The organism is Mesorhizobium ciceri WSM4083 (assembly GCF_000519305.1).
GTDB lineage: Bacteria > Pseudomonadota > Alphaproteobacteria > Rhizobiales > Rhizobiaceae > Mesorhizobium > Mesorhizobium ciceri_B.
Genome location: NZ_JAFG01000029.1, coordinates 1 through 15,907 on the forward strand (window position 1 = coordinate 1; position 15,907 = coordinate 15,907).

14 protein-coding genes and 5 pseudogenes are annotated in these 15,907 nt (G+C 62.2%); 15 read left to right on the forward strand and 4 right to left on the reverse strand.

Annotated elements, in window-relative coordinates; genetic code table 11:
* Positions 1 to 206: transposase domain-containing protein (locus tag MESCI2_RS01000000135575; RefSeq protein WP_032901359.1), on the forward strand; the 206-nt coding region annotated here is incomplete at its 5' end.
* 225 nt (positions 207 to 431) lie between these two features.
* Here the strand turns inward: MESCI2_RS01000000135575 and MESCI2_RS0125215 are convergent.
* The gene (locus tag MESCI2_RS0125215; protein WP_027038920.1) at positions 432 to 1,412 is read right to left on the reverse strand and encodes a GlxA family transcriptional regulator; all 981 of its coding nucleotides are present in this window, start codon (positions 1,410 to 1,412) and stop codon (positions 432 to 434) included.
* A 125-nt stretch (positions 1,413 to 1,537) separates the two neighbouring features.
* Between MESCI2_RS0125215 and MESCI2_RS0125220 the strand changes: the two genes are divergently transcribed.
* The 9 genes and pseudogenes from MESCI2_RS0125220 (at position 1,538) to MESCI2_RS0125260 (ending at position 11,336) form a co-directional block, all read left to right on the forward strand.
* The gene (locus MESCI2_RS0125220) at positions 1,538 to 2,788 is read left to right on the forward strand and encodes a sarcosine oxidase subunit beta family protein (RefSeq protein ID WP_027038921.1); all 1,251 of its coding nucleotides are present in this window, start codon (positions 1,538 to 1,540) and stop codon (positions 2,786 to 2,788) included.
* Between the two features lie 9 nt (positions 2,789 to 2,797).
* On the forward strand, positions 2,798 to 3,088 hold the full coding sequence (locus tag MESCI2_RS1000000137460; protein ID WP_081738903.1) for a sarcosine oxidase subunit delta: 291 nt from the start codon (positions 2,798 to 2,800) through the stop codon (positions 3,086 to 3,088).
* Positions 3,085 to 6,018 carry a sarcosine oxidase subunit alpha family protein gene (locus MESCI2_RS0125230; protein WP_027038923.1) on the forward strand — a complete coding sequence of 978 codons (2,934 nt, stop codon included), beginning with the start codon at positions 3,085 to 3,087 and terminating at the stop codon, positions 6,016 to 6,018. Before MESCI2_RS1000000137460 ends, MESCI2_RS0125230 begins: the two co-directional genes overlap by 4 nt.
* The gene (locus MESCI2_RS0125235) at positions 6,011 to 6,577 is read left to right on the forward strand and encodes a sarcosine oxidase subunit gamma (RefSeq protein ID WP_027038924.1); all 567 of its coding nucleotides are present in this window, start codon (positions 6,011 to 6,013) and stop codon (positions 6,575 to 6,577) included. The genes MESCI2_RS0125230 and MESCI2_RS0125235 overlap by 8 nt, the downstream gene beginning before the upstream one ends.
* Positions 6,574 to 7,464: a bifunctional methylenetetrahydrofolate dehydrogenase/methenyltetrahydrofolate cyclohydrolase FolD gene (gene folD, locus MESCI2_RS0125240; RefSeq protein WP_027038925.1), complete on the forward strand. Its 891-nt coding sequence runs from the start codon at positions 6,574 to 6,576 to the stop codon at positions 7,462 to 7,464. Before MESCI2_RS0125235 ends, folD begins: the two co-directional genes overlap by 4 nt.
* A gap of 64 nt (positions 7,465 to 7,528) precedes the next feature.
* A complete protein-coding gene (gene purU / locus MESCI2_RS0125245; RefSeq protein WP_027038926.1) occupies positions 7,529 to 8,413 on the forward strand; it encodes a formyltetrahydrofolate deformylase in 885 nt (294 codons plus the stop codon).
* 88 nt (positions 8,414 to 8,501) lie between these two features.
* Positions 8,502 to 8,564: pseudogene (locus tag MESCI2_RS1000000139235) on the forward strand (hypothetical protein); the annotation flags it as partial.
* 36 nt (positions 8,565 to 8,600) lie between these two features.
* Positions 8,601 to 9,448 (forward strand): annotated as a pseudogene (locus MESCI2_RS1000000139240) (acetyl-CoA C-acyltransferase).
* Positions 9,449 to 10,166: 718 nt separating this feature from the next.
* Entirely contained in the window at positions 10,167 to 11,336 is a 1,170-nt protein-coding gene (locus MESCI2_RS0125260) for a M24 family metallopeptidase (protein ID WP_027038928.1), read from the forward strand.
* A gap of 229 nt (positions 11,337 to 11,565) precedes the next feature.
* Here MESCI2_RS0125260 and MESCI2_RS1000000139325 read toward each other — a convergent pair.
* Positions 11,566 to 11,697, reverse strand: a pseudogene (locus MESCI2_RS1000000139325) (IS110 family transposase); the annotation flags it as partial.
* Positions 11,698 to 11,959: 262 nt separating this feature from the next.
* Between MESCI2_RS1000000139325 and MESCI2_RS1000000137470 the strand changes: the two are divergent.
* Positions 11,960 to 12,213: pseudogene (locus MESCI2_RS1000000137470) on the forward strand (integrase core domain-containing protein); the annotation flags it as partial.
* Between the two features lie 46 nt (positions 12,214 to 12,259).
* Here the strand turns inward: MESCI2_RS1000000137470 and istB are convergent.
* Together istB and MESCI2_RS01000000135585 are read right to left on the reverse strand one after the other, a co-directional pair.
* Complete coding sequence (gene istB, locus MESCI2_RS0125275; RefSeq protein WP_027038931.1) at positions 12,260 to 13,036, reverse strand: IS21-like element helper ATPase IstB; 777 nt, start codon at positions 13,034 to 13,036, stop codon at positions 12,260 to 12,262.
* Positions 13,037 to 13,069: 33 nt separating this feature from the next.
* A pseudogene (locus MESCI2_RS01000000135585) lies at positions 13,070 to 13,817 on the reverse strand (Mu transposase domain-containing protein); the annotation flags it as partial.
* A gap of 59 nt (positions 13,818 to 13,876) precedes the next feature.
* Here MESCI2_RS01000000135585 and MESCI2_RS0125285 point away from each other — a divergent pair.
* The 4 genes from MESCI2_RS0125285 to MESCI2_RS0125300 all read left to right on the forward strand — a co-directional run.
* Positions 13,877 to 14,128: a DUF5372 family protein gene (locus MESCI2_RS0125285; RefSeq protein WP_197031591.1), complete on the forward strand. Its 252-nt coding sequence runs from the start codon at positions 13,877 to 13,879 to the stop codon at positions 14,126 to 14,128.
* A 191-nt stretch (positions 14,129 to 14,319) separates the two neighbouring features.
* Positions 14,320 to 14,769, forward strand: coding sequence for a helix-turn-helix domain-containing protein (locus MESCI2_RS1000000139050; protein WP_027038738.1), 450 nt, complete (start codon positions 14,320 to 14,322; stop codon positions 14,767 to 14,769).
* A gap of 19 nt (positions 14,770 to 14,788) precedes the next feature.
* The gene (locus MESCI2_RS1000000139055) at positions 14,789 to 15,061 is read left to right on the forward strand and encodes a hypothetical protein (RefSeq protein WP_027038737.1); all 273 of its coding nucleotides are present in this window, start codon (positions 14,789 to 14,791) and stop codon (positions 15,059 to 15,061) included.
* Positions 15,051 to 15,907, forward strand: an 857-nt coding sequence (locus MESCI2_RS0125300; protein ID WP_027038736.1) for a recombinase family protein, incomplete at its 3' end; no start/stop codon positions are given. The genes MESCI2_RS1000000139055 and MESCI2_RS0125300, both read left to right, overlap by 11 nt.

Consider the following 15,907-nt stretch of genomic DNA (forward strand, 5'->3'; position numbering starts at 1 on the left):
GTTCCCCGCGCGGCGCCGACCGTGCCGCCGTCATGCTTACCCTCATCACCACGGCACGCCTCAACGACGTCGACCCGAAAGCCTGGCTCGCCGACGTCCTGGCCCGCATTGCCGATCTTCCCGCCTCGCGTCTGCACGAACTACTGCCCTGGCAATGGAAGCGCCTGCGCGAAGCCGACAAGCCCGCCGATCAGCAGGCCGCCTGACCTCACGAAACGTCATCATAGAGCCCGCCGCGCACACGCGCGCGTGCCAATCATGCGGCCTTCGTCGTATGCGTACTCGCCACTCGCGGCACGCCGCTATCCGAGCCCTTTCTGCACAAATTAAGATCCTTGGGACCAGTGTCCGCCAAACGCTGAGAGCCTGTTGGGAACATTCAACGCAGTCCCGGCCGAGTTTCAGCTCAGGCTCTTTGATCAGTGTGCATCTCAAGCCTCATCGTGACCGCGCTGTTTGCGTCGGATGGCGGGGCCTGTGCCGAAATGAGCCCGAAAGGCGCAGGAGAAATGGCTGCGGTTGGAAAAGCCCGTGGCAAGCGCCACCTCGACGAGCGGGAGGTTTGACTGTCGCAGAATCTCGTCGGCTTTCTCCAAGCGCAGAGACCGATAAAACTGCATCACGCTCTGTTCCAGCTGTTCCTTAGCTAGCCGCTCCAATTGTCGCGCCCCGATACCGCTGAGGTGGGCCAAATCCTCCAGCTTCAGCGGGTCGGCGATGTGGCTCGTCATCAACTCGACCATGGCGACCAGGGCGGGATGGTGTAGATCGTACTTCCGCACCGGGTCCAACTGTTGCGGAGCCTCGGCCTGCCGGATGCCGGTGTGGATAAACCACTCGCTGACCGCACGTGCCAGCTCCACACCATGATCTGAGGCAATCAGTGCGTGGGCCATGTCCAGTGGGGCCATGCCGCCCGCGCAGGTGAAGCGGTCGCGATCGATGACGAAGAGCCGTCGCTCTATGAGCGCCTCGGGATAGACCTCGCGCATCGCGTCGATGTGTTGCCAGTGGATCGTGAACCGGCGTGACGACATGACGCCGGCCGCGGCCAGGACCGCCGCACCGCCTGATATCCCGCCTAGTGGCACCCCCGAACGGGCAAGACGGCGCAGCCAACCCAGAATCCTGTCGTCGCGATAAATCAGCGGATTGCCACCAGCCACGACGAAGAGAATGTCGAAATCAGTACCTGCTTCCGAAGCAGGTACTGTTTCGAACGCGCCCGAAACCGAGCTCCGCATCCAGCCGCCGCGAGCTGAAATGAAGCGGAAATCGTAAAGGGGCTTTCCGCTAAGCAGGTTGGCGGCGCGCAGCGGCTCGACCGCGGAGGCCGCGGACATCAGAGCATAGCCTTCGATCAGCAGGAAGCCGTATCGCTGGAGACTGCCGTCACGATTTTCGTCAATCATCCTGCGGGAAGCCTCCGCCTCATTGATCCTGCGATATGTCCGACAAACAGACACAGGTGTCAATTTTAGAGACAACGCTTTGCTATTTCCGGGACATAGTCACAGCGGTTCAAGGAGTTCTCGCAATGAAGTTTTCGGGCTTCCGCGTCTTTGCTGAAGCGCTTAAAGGGCATACCGGCTGGCGGCCTCTGTGGCGGAATCCCGACCCCAAGCCCTCCTATGATTACGTGATCGTCGGCGGGGGCGGTCATGGCCTGGCGACAGCCTATTACCTGGCCACGAAATTTGGCCTCTCCCGCGTTGCCGTGCTGGAGAAAGGTTGGCTCGGATCCGGGAATGTCGGGCGAAACACGACAATCATCCGGTCGAACTACCTGCTTGCCGGCAATGAACCCTTTTACGAGTTCTCGATGAAGCTCTGGGAAGGACTGGAGCAGGAGTTCAACTTCAACGCGATGGTCTCCCAGCGTGGCATCATCAACCTCTTTCACACGGATGCGCAACGCGACGTCTTCCGCCGTCGCGGCAATGCCATGATGCTGGCTGGTGCGGGCGCCCGCCTGTTAGGCCGGGCGGACCTGCGCGCCATGGTTCCGTTCCTGAACTACGACAACGCTCGCTTCCCGATCAAAGGCGGCCTGATGCAGCAGCGTGCGGGCACGGCGCGGCACGACGGCGTGGCCTGGGGCTATGCCCGCGGCGCCGACAACCACGGAGTGGACCTGATCCAGAATTGCGAGGTGACGGGTTTCCGGGTCGATCGCGGCAAGGTGCGTGGCGTGGAGACATCGCGCGGCTATATCGCGGCCGACAAGGTAGGCGTGGCGGTGGCGGGCTCCTCGGGCCGCGTCATGGCAATGGCTGGAATGCGGCTTCCGATCGAAAGCCATGTCCTGCAGGCCTTCGTCACGGAGGGGCTCAAGCCGACCATTCCGGGTGTGATCACCTTCGGGGCGGGCCATTTCTACATTAGCCAGTCCGACAAGGGCGGGCTTGTCTTCGGCGGTGATATCGACGGCTACAATTCCTATGCCCAACGCGGCAACCTGCCGGTGGTCGAGGACGTCGCTGAAGCCGGGATGGCGTTGATGCCGATGCTCGGACGGGCCCGGCTCTTGCGCATGTGGGGCGGCGTCGTGGACATGTCGATGGACGGATCACCGATCATCGACCGCACGCATATTGAGGACCTGTATTTCAACGGCGGCTGGTGCTATGGCGGCTTCAAGGCGACGCCTGCTAGCGGTTACGCCTTCGCCCATCTTCTTGCCACTGGCGCTCCGCACGAAACCGCGCGCGCCTACCGGTTCGACCGGTTCGCGCGCGGCCATGTGATCGACGAGCGCGGTGCCGGCGCGCAGCCCAATCTCCACTGAGGCAGTCCGATGTTAATCCCCCATCCGTCGTTGGGCCCGCGCGATGCGGAGGAATTTACGTATCTGGGCGATTCGCGGCTGCTCGACCGTCCGGATCCAAATGCGCCCGACGCTGAATCCGCCTTCTGCGATTACGTCTTCCTGCGCGATAATCCGGCGGGCGTGCATCGAGAGTTGTGGTTTCACGAACAGGGTGACCGCTCCTGGCTGGTGGTCACGCGCGACACCGTTACCCATCAAGTCCTCGGTGCAGAGATGGCGAGGGATGTAGCGCTTGCGCGGAAAGGGAGCGGAGCATGACGCGGCTATCCGGCGGGCTGATCGACCGTTCGCGGACTCTGAGCTTCACCTTCGACGGTAAGCGCTACCACGGCCATCCCGGCGACACGCTCGCCTCGGCGCTCCTGGCCAACGGCTTGCGTCTGATGGGGCGCAGTTTCAAGTATCACCGCCCGCGCGGAGTGCTGTGTGCTGGGTCGGAGGAACCGAACGCCTTGGTAGAACTGCGCTCGGGCGCGCGGCAGGAGCCTAACACGCGCGCGACAACGGTCGAATTGTTCGACGGATTGGAGGCCCGAAGCCAAAACCGCTGGCCTTCGCTCGGCTTTGACGCGTTGGCGGTCAACGATCTGCTTGCGCCGTTCTTCACGGCCGGGTTCTACTACAAGACCTTCATGTGGCCGAAAGGCTTCTGGGAAAAGCTCTACGAGCCCGCCATCCGCAAAGCGGCGGGCCTTGGAAGCCTCTCGATGCGGCCGGACCCCGACGCCTACGAGAGGGGCTATCTGCATTGCGACCTGCTGGTCATCGGCGCGGGTGCGGCAGGGTTAGCCGCGGCGTTGACAGCGGTGCGCTCCGGTGCGCGTGTGATACTGACGGATGAGGATTTCCGCCCGGGTGGGCGGCTTCTCTCCGAGACAGAAACGCTGGACGGAGCACGGGCCAGCGACTGGATCTCCGCATTGAAAGCTGAATTAGAGAGCTTGCCGAATATTCGGGTGATGCAGCGCACCACGGTGTTCGGCGTCTATGACCACGGAATCTATGGGGCGGTGGAACGGGTTTCGGATCACCTTGCGGAGCCGGGCCACCGCGTCCGCCAGACACTCTGGCGCATCACGGCCAAACGCGCCGTACTGGCTGCCGGCGCGACGGAGCGGCCCATCGCCTTTGCTGACAACGACCGTCCAGGGATCATGCTGGCAGGCGCAATGCGGGCTTACGCCAATCGCTGGGCGGCATCCCCGTCCGAGACGATCGCAGTCTTCACCAACAATGACGACGGCCATCGTACCGCGCGCGATCTCGCCGCCAAGGGCGTCCATGTCGCCGCCGTGATCGACCCACGCCCCGAGGCGAGGGCTTGCGCTGACTACCGGCTGATCGCGGGAGGCATAGTGACTGGCGCGCGCGGACGGCTAGGCCTGACTGCGATCCAGGTCCAAGCAAACGGCAAGTCAGAATGGATCGATTGCGGCGCAATGGGTGTGTCTGGCGGCTGGAATCCGAACGTGCACCTCTTTTCGCATCATCGCGGGCGGCCGGTCTGGAACGATGCCTTGCAGGCGTTCTTGCCGGGCGAAGGTGGGCCTTCTGGCTTGCTCCCGGCGGGCGCTGCGGCGGGATGTTTTTCGACCGCTGCGGCGCTGCGTTCGGGCGCGGAAACGGCAAGGTCGGCGCTGCAGGAGATTGGGATCGCGGCAAGGTTGCCTAATCTGCCGTGCGCTGATGAGGAAGGTTACACAATTGCGCCGACCTTCTACGTGCCAGGCAAGAAACGCGCCTGGGTCGATTTCCAGAACGACGTGACGGTGAAAGACATCAAACTCGCCCATGCCGAGAACATGCGGCCAGTCGAGCATCTGAAGCGCTACACGACTCTGGGCATGGCGACGGATCAGGGCAAGACCGCCAATGTGACCGGTTTGGCCGTGATGGCGGAGCTGGACAAAAGGTCCATCCCCGAAACGGGAACGACGATCTTCCGCCCGCCCTTCACGCCCGTCGCACTTTCGGTGCTGGGCGGTGGCGATACGGGGTTGCATTTTCGACCGCGCCGCCTGACGCCGACCCACTATTGGGCAGAAGGCCAAGGCGCGGTATTCGTTGAAGTCGGCCAGTGGATACGTGCCCAATATTACCCGCGTGTGGGCGAAACGCACTGGCGCCAGAGCGTCGATCGTGAGGCTAGGGCCGTGCGCAGGGGCGTTGGTCTGTGCGATGTGACGTCGCTCGGTAAGATCGATGTCCAGGGCGCGCACGCGGGCGAATTTCTCAACCGGCTCTACAGCAACATGATGGCCACGCTGAAGATCGGCCGAGTCCGCTACGGACTTATGCTGCGCGAAGACGGATTTGCCTATGACGACGGCACCTGCGCGCGGCTGGGCGAGGATCATTATGTGGTCACCACGACGACCGCCAACGCTGGTCTGGTCTACCGCAACATGGAATTTGCGCGGCAGTGCCTTTGGCCGGAGCTCGACGTCCAGCTCATCTCCACGACCGATGCCTGGGCGCAGATCGCCGCCGCCGGACCGAAATCGCGCGCCCTGCTCGACCGGATCGTTGACGGGTTCGACTTGTCGAATGAGGTCTTCCCTTTCATGGCATGCGCGGCGCTGACCGTCTGCGGCGGTTTGCGCGCACGGCTCTTCCGCATCTCGTTTTCGGGCGAACTCGCCTATGAAATTGCGGTTCCCGCACGGTACGGCCACGCTTTGATGGAGCGGCTGATGGAACTGGGTGCCGATCTCGGAGCGACGCCTTACGGTACCGAGGCGCTTGGCGTCCTGCGGATCGAGAAGGGCCATGCCGCCGGCGCTGAGCTGAACGGACAGACGACGGCCGCCATGATCGGGCTCGGCAGTATGGTGTCGCAGAAGAAGGATTCCGTTGGCGCCGTGATGTCGCGGCGTGATGGCTTGGCAAGCGATAAACGCCGCCTTGTGGGATTGCAGCCCCTCGATCCGGCCGGCAAGGTGGTCAGCGGCTCGCATCTTTTTGCCCTGGACGCGCCCCGGAGCCTCGATACCGATCAGGGTTGGATCACGTCGGCTTGCTACAGTCCGCATGTCGGCTCGATGATCGGGCTCGGCTTTCTGGAAAACGGCGATGAACGGCTGGGCGAGGTGATCGTGGCCGCGAACCCGCTCGAAGGCGAAAGCGCGCACCTGCGTGTCGTGCCGGCGCATTTTGTCGATCCTGGGGGAGCACGTCTTCGTGAGTGAGCTGAGACCCATCACGGCGCTTGGTGCCGTACTACCACGCTTCGGGTCGTTCGGGGCGTTGGAGATCCGCGAGAACGCGGCTATGGCGCTTGCCTCTCTGGCGCTGCGCTTCGGAACCGTTGAGCCTATGCCATTCGGGCTCATTCTTCCTGGACCCGGCCGCTGGGTTGCAGGGCAGGGGGTTGCCGCCCTATGGACCGGACCGGGTCAGTGGATGATCGAGGCCGAGTGTTGCATCGAGTTGGATTTTGCCGCGGAGCTGAAGCAGGCCGCCCCCCGCTGCTCCGTGACCGAGCAGACCGATGGTTGGGTCGCTTTCGAGATTATCTCGCGGGCAGGCGCGATTCCTCTCGAGGCATTGCTGTCGAAGCTTGTCAACATCGATCCCGCGGACTTCGGCCCGGGCCGCGCGACACGTACCGGCCTTCAGCATATGAGTTGTTTTGTCGTCCGCCGCGGCGACACTCATGTCGTCGTGCTGGGTGCGCGCTCGTCCGCCGGATCGCTCTGGGATGCGTTGGAAACGGCGGCGAAGCGGCTGGAGGAAAAGGTCACGTGACCGCTCAGATCATCGACGGTAAGGCGTTCGCGACGCAGCTACGTTCGAGGGTGGCTGGTTATGTGACGCGACTCAAGGAGGCGCATGGCGTTACACCGGGGCTGGCTGTCGTTCTGGTAGGCGACGATCCGGCGTCGGAAGTCTATGTGCGCAACAAAGGACGGCAGACTCTCGAAGCCGGCATCAAAAGTGTTGAGCACAAGCTACCCACTGAAACCTCTCAGGTCGATTTGGTTGCTCTGATCGAGCAGCTGAACACCGATCCTGAGGTTCACGGTATTCTCCTCCAACTGCCTCTACCCAAACATCTGAACGCTGATCTGGTGATCAACGCTATCGATCCGGTAAAGGATGTCGATGGGTTTCACGTCTCGAATGTCGGGCTTCTGGGCACGGGCCAAAATGCGATGGCGCCATGTACCCCAGTGGGGTGTCTAATGTTGCTACGCGGCCATCTCGGCGATCTGTCCGGGCTTGAAGCGGTGGTCGTGGGGCGGTCGAACATCGTCGGAAAACCGATGGCGCAACTTCTGCTTGGCGACAACTGCACCGTTACCATTGCTCATTCCCGTACACGCGATCTAGCATCAATCTGCCGTCGGGCCGATATCCTCGTGGCCGCCGTCGGCCGCGCGGAGATGATCTCGGGCGACTGGATCAAGGCAGGCGCGACGGTAATCGATGTGGGCATCAATCGCATCGTGCGGGATGGCAAGCAACTCCTGGTGGGCGACGTGGACTTCAGCAGCGCGGCGGAGATAGCGGGCGCGATAACGCCAGTGCCGGGAGGTGTAGGTCCCATGACTATCGCCTGTCTGCTCGCCAACACGGTCACGGCCAGCTGCCGTTCTCACGCGCTGCCCGCGCCCGAGGGGCTGACCTTATGAGCCCCTTCCCGTCGGGCAGTCTCGCTGACACGTCCGATCTGCTTTGCACACGAGAAAGTTCGATATGGAAAAATACTGCCTGACTGTCACCTGCAAGTCCAAGCGCGGGATCGTCGCCGCCATCGCAGGTTACCTCGCCGAGAACGGCTGCAACATCACCGACAGTTCGCAATTCGATGATGCGCAAACGGGCAATTTCTTCATGCGCGTGAGCTTCATCTCCGAAGAAGGCGTTGACCTTGACCCGCTGTGCAGCGGGTTTGCCGACACCGCCCAGACGTTCGGAATGAAATCTGCCGTTCATGACGAGACCCACAGGATGAAGGTCGTCATCATGGTCTCGCACTTCGGGCATTGTCTCAATGACATCCTTTATCGGTGGCGCATCGGAGCGCTACCCGTCGAAATCGTGGCGGTGATCTCCAACCACCTGGACTATCAGAAGCTCGTCGTGAACCACGATATTCCGTTCCACTACATCAAAGTGACGAAAGAGAACAAACGCGAAGCCGAAGCACACCAGATGCGTATTGTCGAGGAGACCGGCGCAGAGCTGGTCGTACTTGCCCGCTACATGCAGGTGCTGTCGGATGAGATGTGCGAGAAGATGTCAGGCCGCATCATCAACATCCACCATTCGTTCCTTCCGTCCTTCAAAGGGGCAAACCCCTACAAACAGGCGTTTGAACGCGGCGTGAAGTTGATCGGTGCGACTTCGCACTATGTCACCGCCGATCTCGACGAGGGTCCGATCATCGAGCAGGACATCGTACGCGTCACCCACGCCCAGAGCCCGTCAGACTACGTTTCGCTCGGCCGCGACGTCGAAAGCCAGGTTCTCGCACGCGCCGTACATGCCCATATCCACCGCCGCGTCTTCATCAACGGGAACAAGACCGTTGTCTTCGCCGCTTCGCCGGGCTCGCATGCTTCGGAACGGATGGGATGAGAGCATACGGAGGCAGCGTCGGTCCGCAGAGGCTGCGCCGTCGATGATTTCGGGAGGCGTGCTGCTCAAGACCAAGCAGATCAAGAAGATGATCTCTTATGTCAGCGAGAATGCCGCGACCATGCGCCAGTACCTGAGCGGCGAACTGGAGCACGAATTCAAACCGCAAGGGACGCTGGCCGAGCGCATGCGTGCCGGCCGGCATCGCCGGCTTTTACACCAAAACCGGCGTTGGCATCGTCGTGGCAGAGGCAAGGAGCACAAGGTCTTCGACGGGGAAACCTATGTGCTTGAGACCGGCATCGTCACTAATGGCTACCACATGGGCAACACCGCCGAGAATGTTGCGCGTCAGTTCCAGATCACCCGCGACGACCAGGACCAGTTCGCGCTGGCCTCGCAGAACAAGGCCGAGGCCGCGCAGAAGGCCGGCAAATTCAAGGACGAGATCGTCGCCTTCACCATCAGGGGCAAGAAGGGCGCCACCGTCGTCGACCAGACGAGTACATCCGCCACGGCGCCACCATCGACGCCATGACCAAGCTGAAGCCGGCTTTCGACAAGGACGGCACCGTGACCGCCGCCAACGCCTCCGGCATCAATGACGGCGCCGCCGGTGCGCTGCTGATGAGCGAAGCCGAAGCTGTCAGGCGCGGCATCACGCCGTTGGCGCGCATCGTGTCCTGGGCCACCGCCGGCGTCGATCCGCAGATCATGGGCACCGGCCCCATTCCCGCCTCGCGCAAAGCGCTGGCCAAGGCAGGCTGGTCGGTCGGCGATCTCGACCTGGTCAAGGCCAATGAGGCCTTCGCTGCGCAAGCCTGCGCCGTCAACAAGGACAGGGGCTGGGATCCTTCGATCCTCAACGTCAATGGCGGCGCCATCGCGATCGGCCATCCGATCGGCGCGTCCGGCGCTCGCGTCTTCAACACGCTGGTCTTCGAGATGCGTCGCCGTGGCGCCAAGAAGGGCCTGGCCACCCTATGCATCGGCGGCGGCATGGGCGTCGCCATGTGCGTGGAAGCAATGGACTGATTCATTTCGCTTTGTGCGTAGCTTCGTCTAAACGGATCGGAACCGTCGAAAGATGAAGCCGATTTCCAAATTGCAGCGTTCGTGTCGACGGGCGGTGCAGACATGCCGCCATGTCCGGTTGTCCCATTGACCGCCACCTATGCGCGGCGCGCCCGCCGGCTTGACCACGGATCAACGCGACGATCCCGGTTTTGGCAATGCCGGTCTCGATCTGTTTGATACCAAACGAAGCGAGTTTCTAAGTCAGGTAACGCGGGGTATTGTGGACCCTGTAATCCAGCTCGGGGTGCTGGTGAAGGTGACGGCGCCACTCCGTTGCCTCGACCTGCAGTTCACGGAACGCCTCAACGTTATGCATCTGTTGCTCCAGAACTGCCCCCCGCGGCTCACGGCGTACGAGATGGCCCAACCGTCCGAGGGGCGGGCGTTCGTGTCAAATGCAATCTGTGGATCGCACCTATCGTGAATCGAGATAGGATGCTTCTGGGTTGCGCGAGCGAGCGGACCTGGAGACGGCCCCCGTTAAAACGTAGCTGAGCCGCCAGACAGCTAGCATGAGGCAATCTCGCGCTGAAAGTGTTGCTTAGCGCCTGCCGGCTCAGGGTTCTGTCGCTGCAATCGGCAAGAACGCCAGGAGTTGGCATTAATATTGCGATAATCTGGCAAGCGGTTGTAGCAGGGAGCCTCGGCCGGGGCCGCCGATCCGAGGGAGTCTTGTATGCCAGTGCTTAAAGGTCCGCAGGTTTTCCCGCGCCGGGAGTATCTACGCAGGCTCACTACGGTGAAGGCGAGGATGGCTAAGCGTGACATCGCCGCGCTTGTCATCACTGACAACGCACATGTTACATACCTGACGGGATCGGTCGCTCACTCTTATGACACGCGCGGCGTCGTCGTCCTTGCTTCGCGGGAAGAGCCGGTCTTTATCCCACGCTGGATGGACGTTGCCGCGGCCGTGCAGGAGACCTTCATGGAACGCGACAGCATCGTGGGCTACTCGGAAGAGTTGATGGGCGATCCGGACAAGAACGGTTACGACGCGGTCATTGACTTCCTTGTGGACCAGGGACTGGGGCAGAGCGACATTGGGCTTGAGCTTTGCAATCTGACGGTCGACTCGGCGGAAAAGTTCAAAGGCCGTTTGCCGCAAGCGCGCATCCACGACTTGTCGAACGTGGTGACCCGCATACGCACGCTCAAGTCCGATCTCGAGATTGCTGTCATGCGTGAGGCAGCCGCGATTTCCGACGCCGGTGTGCTGAGGGCCGCGGAAGTCATGCGACCCGGCATGCGGGAGGCAGACGCCATCGCCGAGATTGTCGGAACGCTCGCCCGCGGAGCGAACGGCAAACCTGGAACTTGGATCGCAACTCCCTTCCTGTGCGCGACATCGCGCATTGGAAACCCGCACACCACTTGGAGCGAGGACATCCTTCGAGAGGGTTCCCAGGTCAATCTAGAGATCGCCGGCGTACGCCATGATTACCACGTTCCGATCTGCAGGACCTATTCCCTCGGCAAACCCTCCGACCGCCTGCTGCGCATCCATGAAGCGCAGCTTGCCGGCCTTGAGGCGGGGCTGATTGTAATCCATGCGGGCGCCGTTAGCGGCGATGTCGCCTTGATTATTCACAGCACGACCGAGAAGCACGGATTCAAGAAGCAATCTCGGGCCGGATACTCCATCGGCATCAACTGGGTGGAAAAGACGACCAGCCTTAAGCTGGGTGATACAACGGTCCTCGAGCCGAACATGACCTTCCACCTGCATCTTGGTTCCTGGGTCGAGGAAGATTTCGGCTACGTGACTAGTGAAAGCATTCGCGTCACCGAATCCGGCGTCGAGGTGCTCACAAAGGCGCCGCGGCAACTATTCACCTTGGGCTGAGCCCCGCCACCGCACCGCGAGCGTTGCGCGCCTGCCGTCTCCTCCACGTCGGGAGGGCCGGTCTTCAAGGGAATGGGTACAATACAATTATGGACAAGATAGCGTAAAGGTGAACGAAGGGCTGAAAAGGCGTAATCTGCATCCCGGTGCCACAGCGGGCTTTTTCTCCCTGCCATGGCGGCCGCCCGTGCAGCATTGTTTTCTGACAGGGCCCGAGCACGGCACCAAACGACAGCTTTGCGGCGAAGGCATCCAGCAGATCGCGCCGCATGTCGACACGACCCAGCCGCCTGAGCCTGCCGTCCTCCCAAGCTACCGCCTCGGCGAAGGCGCGATGGATATCCAGTCCGATGATGCGCATGCCCGTTCCTCCTTCTTGGCTCGGTCAAAGACGGGAGCTGGCGGGCAACGCGACATCGACTGATCCGCGCTCGCAGCGCCTCCGGGAAAGTCGCGAGGGGCGGCCATGTAACGAGCTCGGGCTCTCAGCCCACGGTCTATTGACGGCCTGCCTGCACCTTCGTGCTCCCGGTGCCCCACGTCCCGGATGGGCTCACCATAAGGCCGTTCCAAAACAAGAACAGCAGGACGAAAAAGGCACCACAGATCACATGCCGGATATTGGCAAGGCCGAACGCTTCATCCAGATCAGCCTGCGCGAATGGGCTTACGCGCGAGCCTACGACAGCTCTCAAGAACGCACGGACGAACTGTTGCATTGGCTTCATCGATACAATTGGCACAGGCCTCACGGCAGCCTAGGATCAAAACAACCCATCAGTCGCATCCGCTTAGATCGGGACAACTATTGAGGCTCCACAGCTGCGCATTTCGCAGGACGGGGGTTCCGCTAATTCCCGGACAATGGTTTCGCTAACGTCGGGACAGATTGGCGGCGTTGGTCCTCGGGTGCCTTGTTGCGTTCATGGATGATTGATTTCGCCGTTTTCGGTGTCGGTCAAGAGGGGCGCGGCCTTTTGCTTTCGCATGCTGTCGCCCTGGAGCACGATGCGGTGGGCATTGTGCACGATCCGGTCGAGAATGGCGTCGGCGATGGTAGGGTCTGCGATCAGGTCATGCCATCTGGCCACCGGGACCTGGGCGGTGATCAGGGTGGATTTGCGGCGATAGCGTTCCTCGACGATTTCGAACAGATGGAAACGCCGTTGGTCGGTGAGGGAGTGGGTTCCGAAGTCGTCGAGGATGAGTAGTTGCGCGCGGGTGAGTTTGTCGATGAGGCGTGGGAAGCGGCCATCGAGACGAGCGAGCGCCAAATCCTCGAACAGGCGCGGCACGCGCACATAGAGCACGGAATGATCGAGCCGTGCTGCTTGCCGGCCGAAGGCGCAGGCCAGCCACGACTTGCCGGTTCCGGTCTGGCCGGTGACGATCAGGTTCTCATGCGCCTTCAGCCATTCGCCCTGGGCGAGCGCCATGGTGCTGCGCCAGTCGAGCCCGCGCGGCGTGGCAAAGTCGATGTCCTCGATGCAGGCTTCAGGAAAGCGCAGTCTGGCTGAGGCGAGCCGGTTCCGGACGCGCTTGTCGGCCCGTATGGCGACCTCTCGGTCGAGCATCAGGCCGAGCCACTCGTCACGGCTGAGCTCGTTGGCGTTGTTCCGTTCGGCCAGTTCGCGCCAGGCGGCAGCCATGCCGGTCAGACCGAGGGACTGCATCTGGTCGAGGGTGGGGTTCGTCAGCATTCTTTCTTCCTTTCCTTCACTGGTAATAGTGGAGCCGCGGATGTTGGCGTGCTGGGGTGTCGGCTTTGCCGGTTCTGCGGGGCTGGCTCGGTCGAGGCCGGCTTTGAGGATGGCGGTGACGGAGGAGTAGGCGATCGCGTTGATCAGCAGCGCCCGCTCGCAGGCGGCATCGAGACGCTCCGGCCCATAGCGCGGCGCCAGCGACAGGATGCCCATGGCCGAGCGGTATCCCTGGATGCGGCCGGTCGCGCATCATGCGCTCGACCAGAATGGCGGCGTTGGGGCCGATCCTGGCCGCCCGGCTAATCAGGTTGGCCGGCGTGGTGTTGGCATAGCGCTGATGCTCCTTGGTCATGTGTTCGTTGATGGTGACATGGCCGGAACGCTGCGAGCGACGCACATGACTGGCGACACGCTGGTGATCGTGGAAGATCTCGACCACTCGGGGCGTGAGCCGCACCTCGACGGTGCGCCCGATCAGCCGGTGCGGCACCGAGTAGAAGGTTCTTATCGGCCTCCACATGGTTGTCTGGATGGACCTTCGCCGACTTCCACTCGGCGTATTCAAACGGTGCCGCCGGCAGCGGCTTCAAGGCAGCACGCTCGATCTCCTCGAACAGTTCGCGGCGGCTTTGGCCAAATGGCGCATCGGCCGGTTGTTCAACTCCTCGAGCAGTTCGGCGATCGCCGCGTTGAGCTCGGCAATCGAGAAGAAGGATCGATTCCTCAGACGTGCCAGTATCCAGCGCTCCATGATCAGCACCGCGCCCTCGACCTGTCCGTTCTTTCAAGTCCAGGACTGCAGTTCGTGCTGACACTCGAGCGCGTATAGAGTTCGAGATCACGCACCCGTTCCACCCGTGGCGCGGCCAGCGCTTCGTGCTGTCGACCCGCAAGCAGAACTGGGGCGAGGACCGCGTCATGTTCTACGACGCGGCGGGACGACTTCGCTCGCTGCTTGCGTCATGGACGGACGTCGCTGAACCCGATGTTTTCATTCAGGTCGCGGCCGGTCGGTCGTTCGTGCGTCCAGATGATCTGGCAACCCTGGCGGCGTTGATCGAGCAAATCGAGCGCAGCCATGGCGGCTGAACACGTGTCAGGCAATTTATGCCGCATATGTCAACCTAATTATGCCGCCGGATGCCGGATTCACCGTCGTTCCAGTCGCCGGCTTCACTCGCATTGTCCGGGGTCCTATCGGTATGGCAGCTGCCTCCATTAGATTGACACGCTCTCTATCGAGGCGTAATTTGATTTACACACAAGCAGGGGGATATACCATGCCCAACCAGACCAAACGCGATCGACTGCGCCAGCTCGGAGCGCTCAACACGCGCCCCGAAGCCGTCCGCGCACCCTGGTTCCGTGAATCCAGCTTCTTCGATCCTCTCGACCTCGTGCAGGTGAAGTACGAGATGCTGCGTCACGTCCATGAGGATGGCGTCAACAAAGCCGATGCCGCCGCGCTTTTCGGTCTGTCGCGGCCCACCTACTATCAGGCCGAGGCCGCGTTTGAACGCGAGGGCATTGCCGGCCTGCTGCCGCGCACGCGTGGGCCAAAGTCGGCCCACAAGCTCACTGACGAAGTTATGCAGCTCATCGAGCAGAACCAGCACACGGGTGCTCCGCTGCAGGCGCGATCCCTGGCGCAGCTGCTGCATTCGACACTCGGTATCAGCGTCCATCCCCGCAGCATCGAACGCGCGATGGCGCGTAAAAAAAAACGGTGAACCCCATGCGCGCACCCCGATGCTGCCGCACGGCTGCAAGGATTTCTACGAGACGCTGCGCGCCGCCGTCCTATGCGGTCAGGCCTGCGTCAAGGACATGGGCGCCATCGTTTTTCATGGCTTTTGGCAAGGGCTGGCGGTGCTGATCGCGGCCCCTCAGCCTTCCCCGTCGATGCATCGGCGGCCCGAACCGCCGCCCACGGCTTCGGCGGCCGTGCACGATCGCCAGCTCGTGCACATGCTCGCCAACATGGTGCTGGCAGCAGAGACGCGAGGCAATCATGTCTACTGATATCGCCATGAAGGTTGGCGCCGACCATCTTCGGCGTGATGCATTCCTCTACGTGCGTCAGTCCTCTCTTCGTCAGGTGTTCGAGAACACCGAGAGCACCAAGCGGCAATACGCCCTGCGCGATCGCGCAGTGGCGCTGGGCTGGCCGATCGAACGTGTCCACGTCATCGATAGCGACCTCGGCCTCTCCGGCGCGCAGTCGCAGGACCGCGACGGCTTCCAGCACCTGGTGAGTGAAGTGGCGATGGGGCATGCAGGGATCGTGCTGGGGCTGGAAGTGTCGCGCCTGGCACGCAACAATGCCGACTGGCACCGTCTCCTTGAGCTGGCCGCCCTGTCGCGCACGCTCATCATGGACGAGGACGGCGTCTACGATCCGGCCTATTTCAACGATCGCATGCTGCTCGGGCTGAAGGGCACGATGAGCGAGGCCGAGCTGCACATTTTGAAGTCGCGGCTGCAAGGCGGCATTCTCAACAAGGCGCGCCGCGGCGAGCTCGAGATGCCGTTGCCGATCGGACTGGTCTACACCCCTGACGCGCGGGTCGTGCTCGATCCGGACCGACAGATCCAGGACACGGTGCGGCTCCTGTTCGATACCTTCCGCCAGACCGGCTCGGCCTGCGCCGTCGTGCGCCGCCTGCGCGGCGAGAAGATCCTCTTTCCCCGGCGTATCCGCCGCGGCATCGGCAAGGGCGACGTCCTGTGGAGCGAGATCGACCATTCCCGCGTGCTGCAGATCCTGCACAACCCGCGTTATGCCGGCGCGTTCGCCTATGGACGCACGCGCAAAGCCTACAATGCCAAGCTCAAGTCCGTGCAGCTGCGCGTGGCGAGATCCGACTG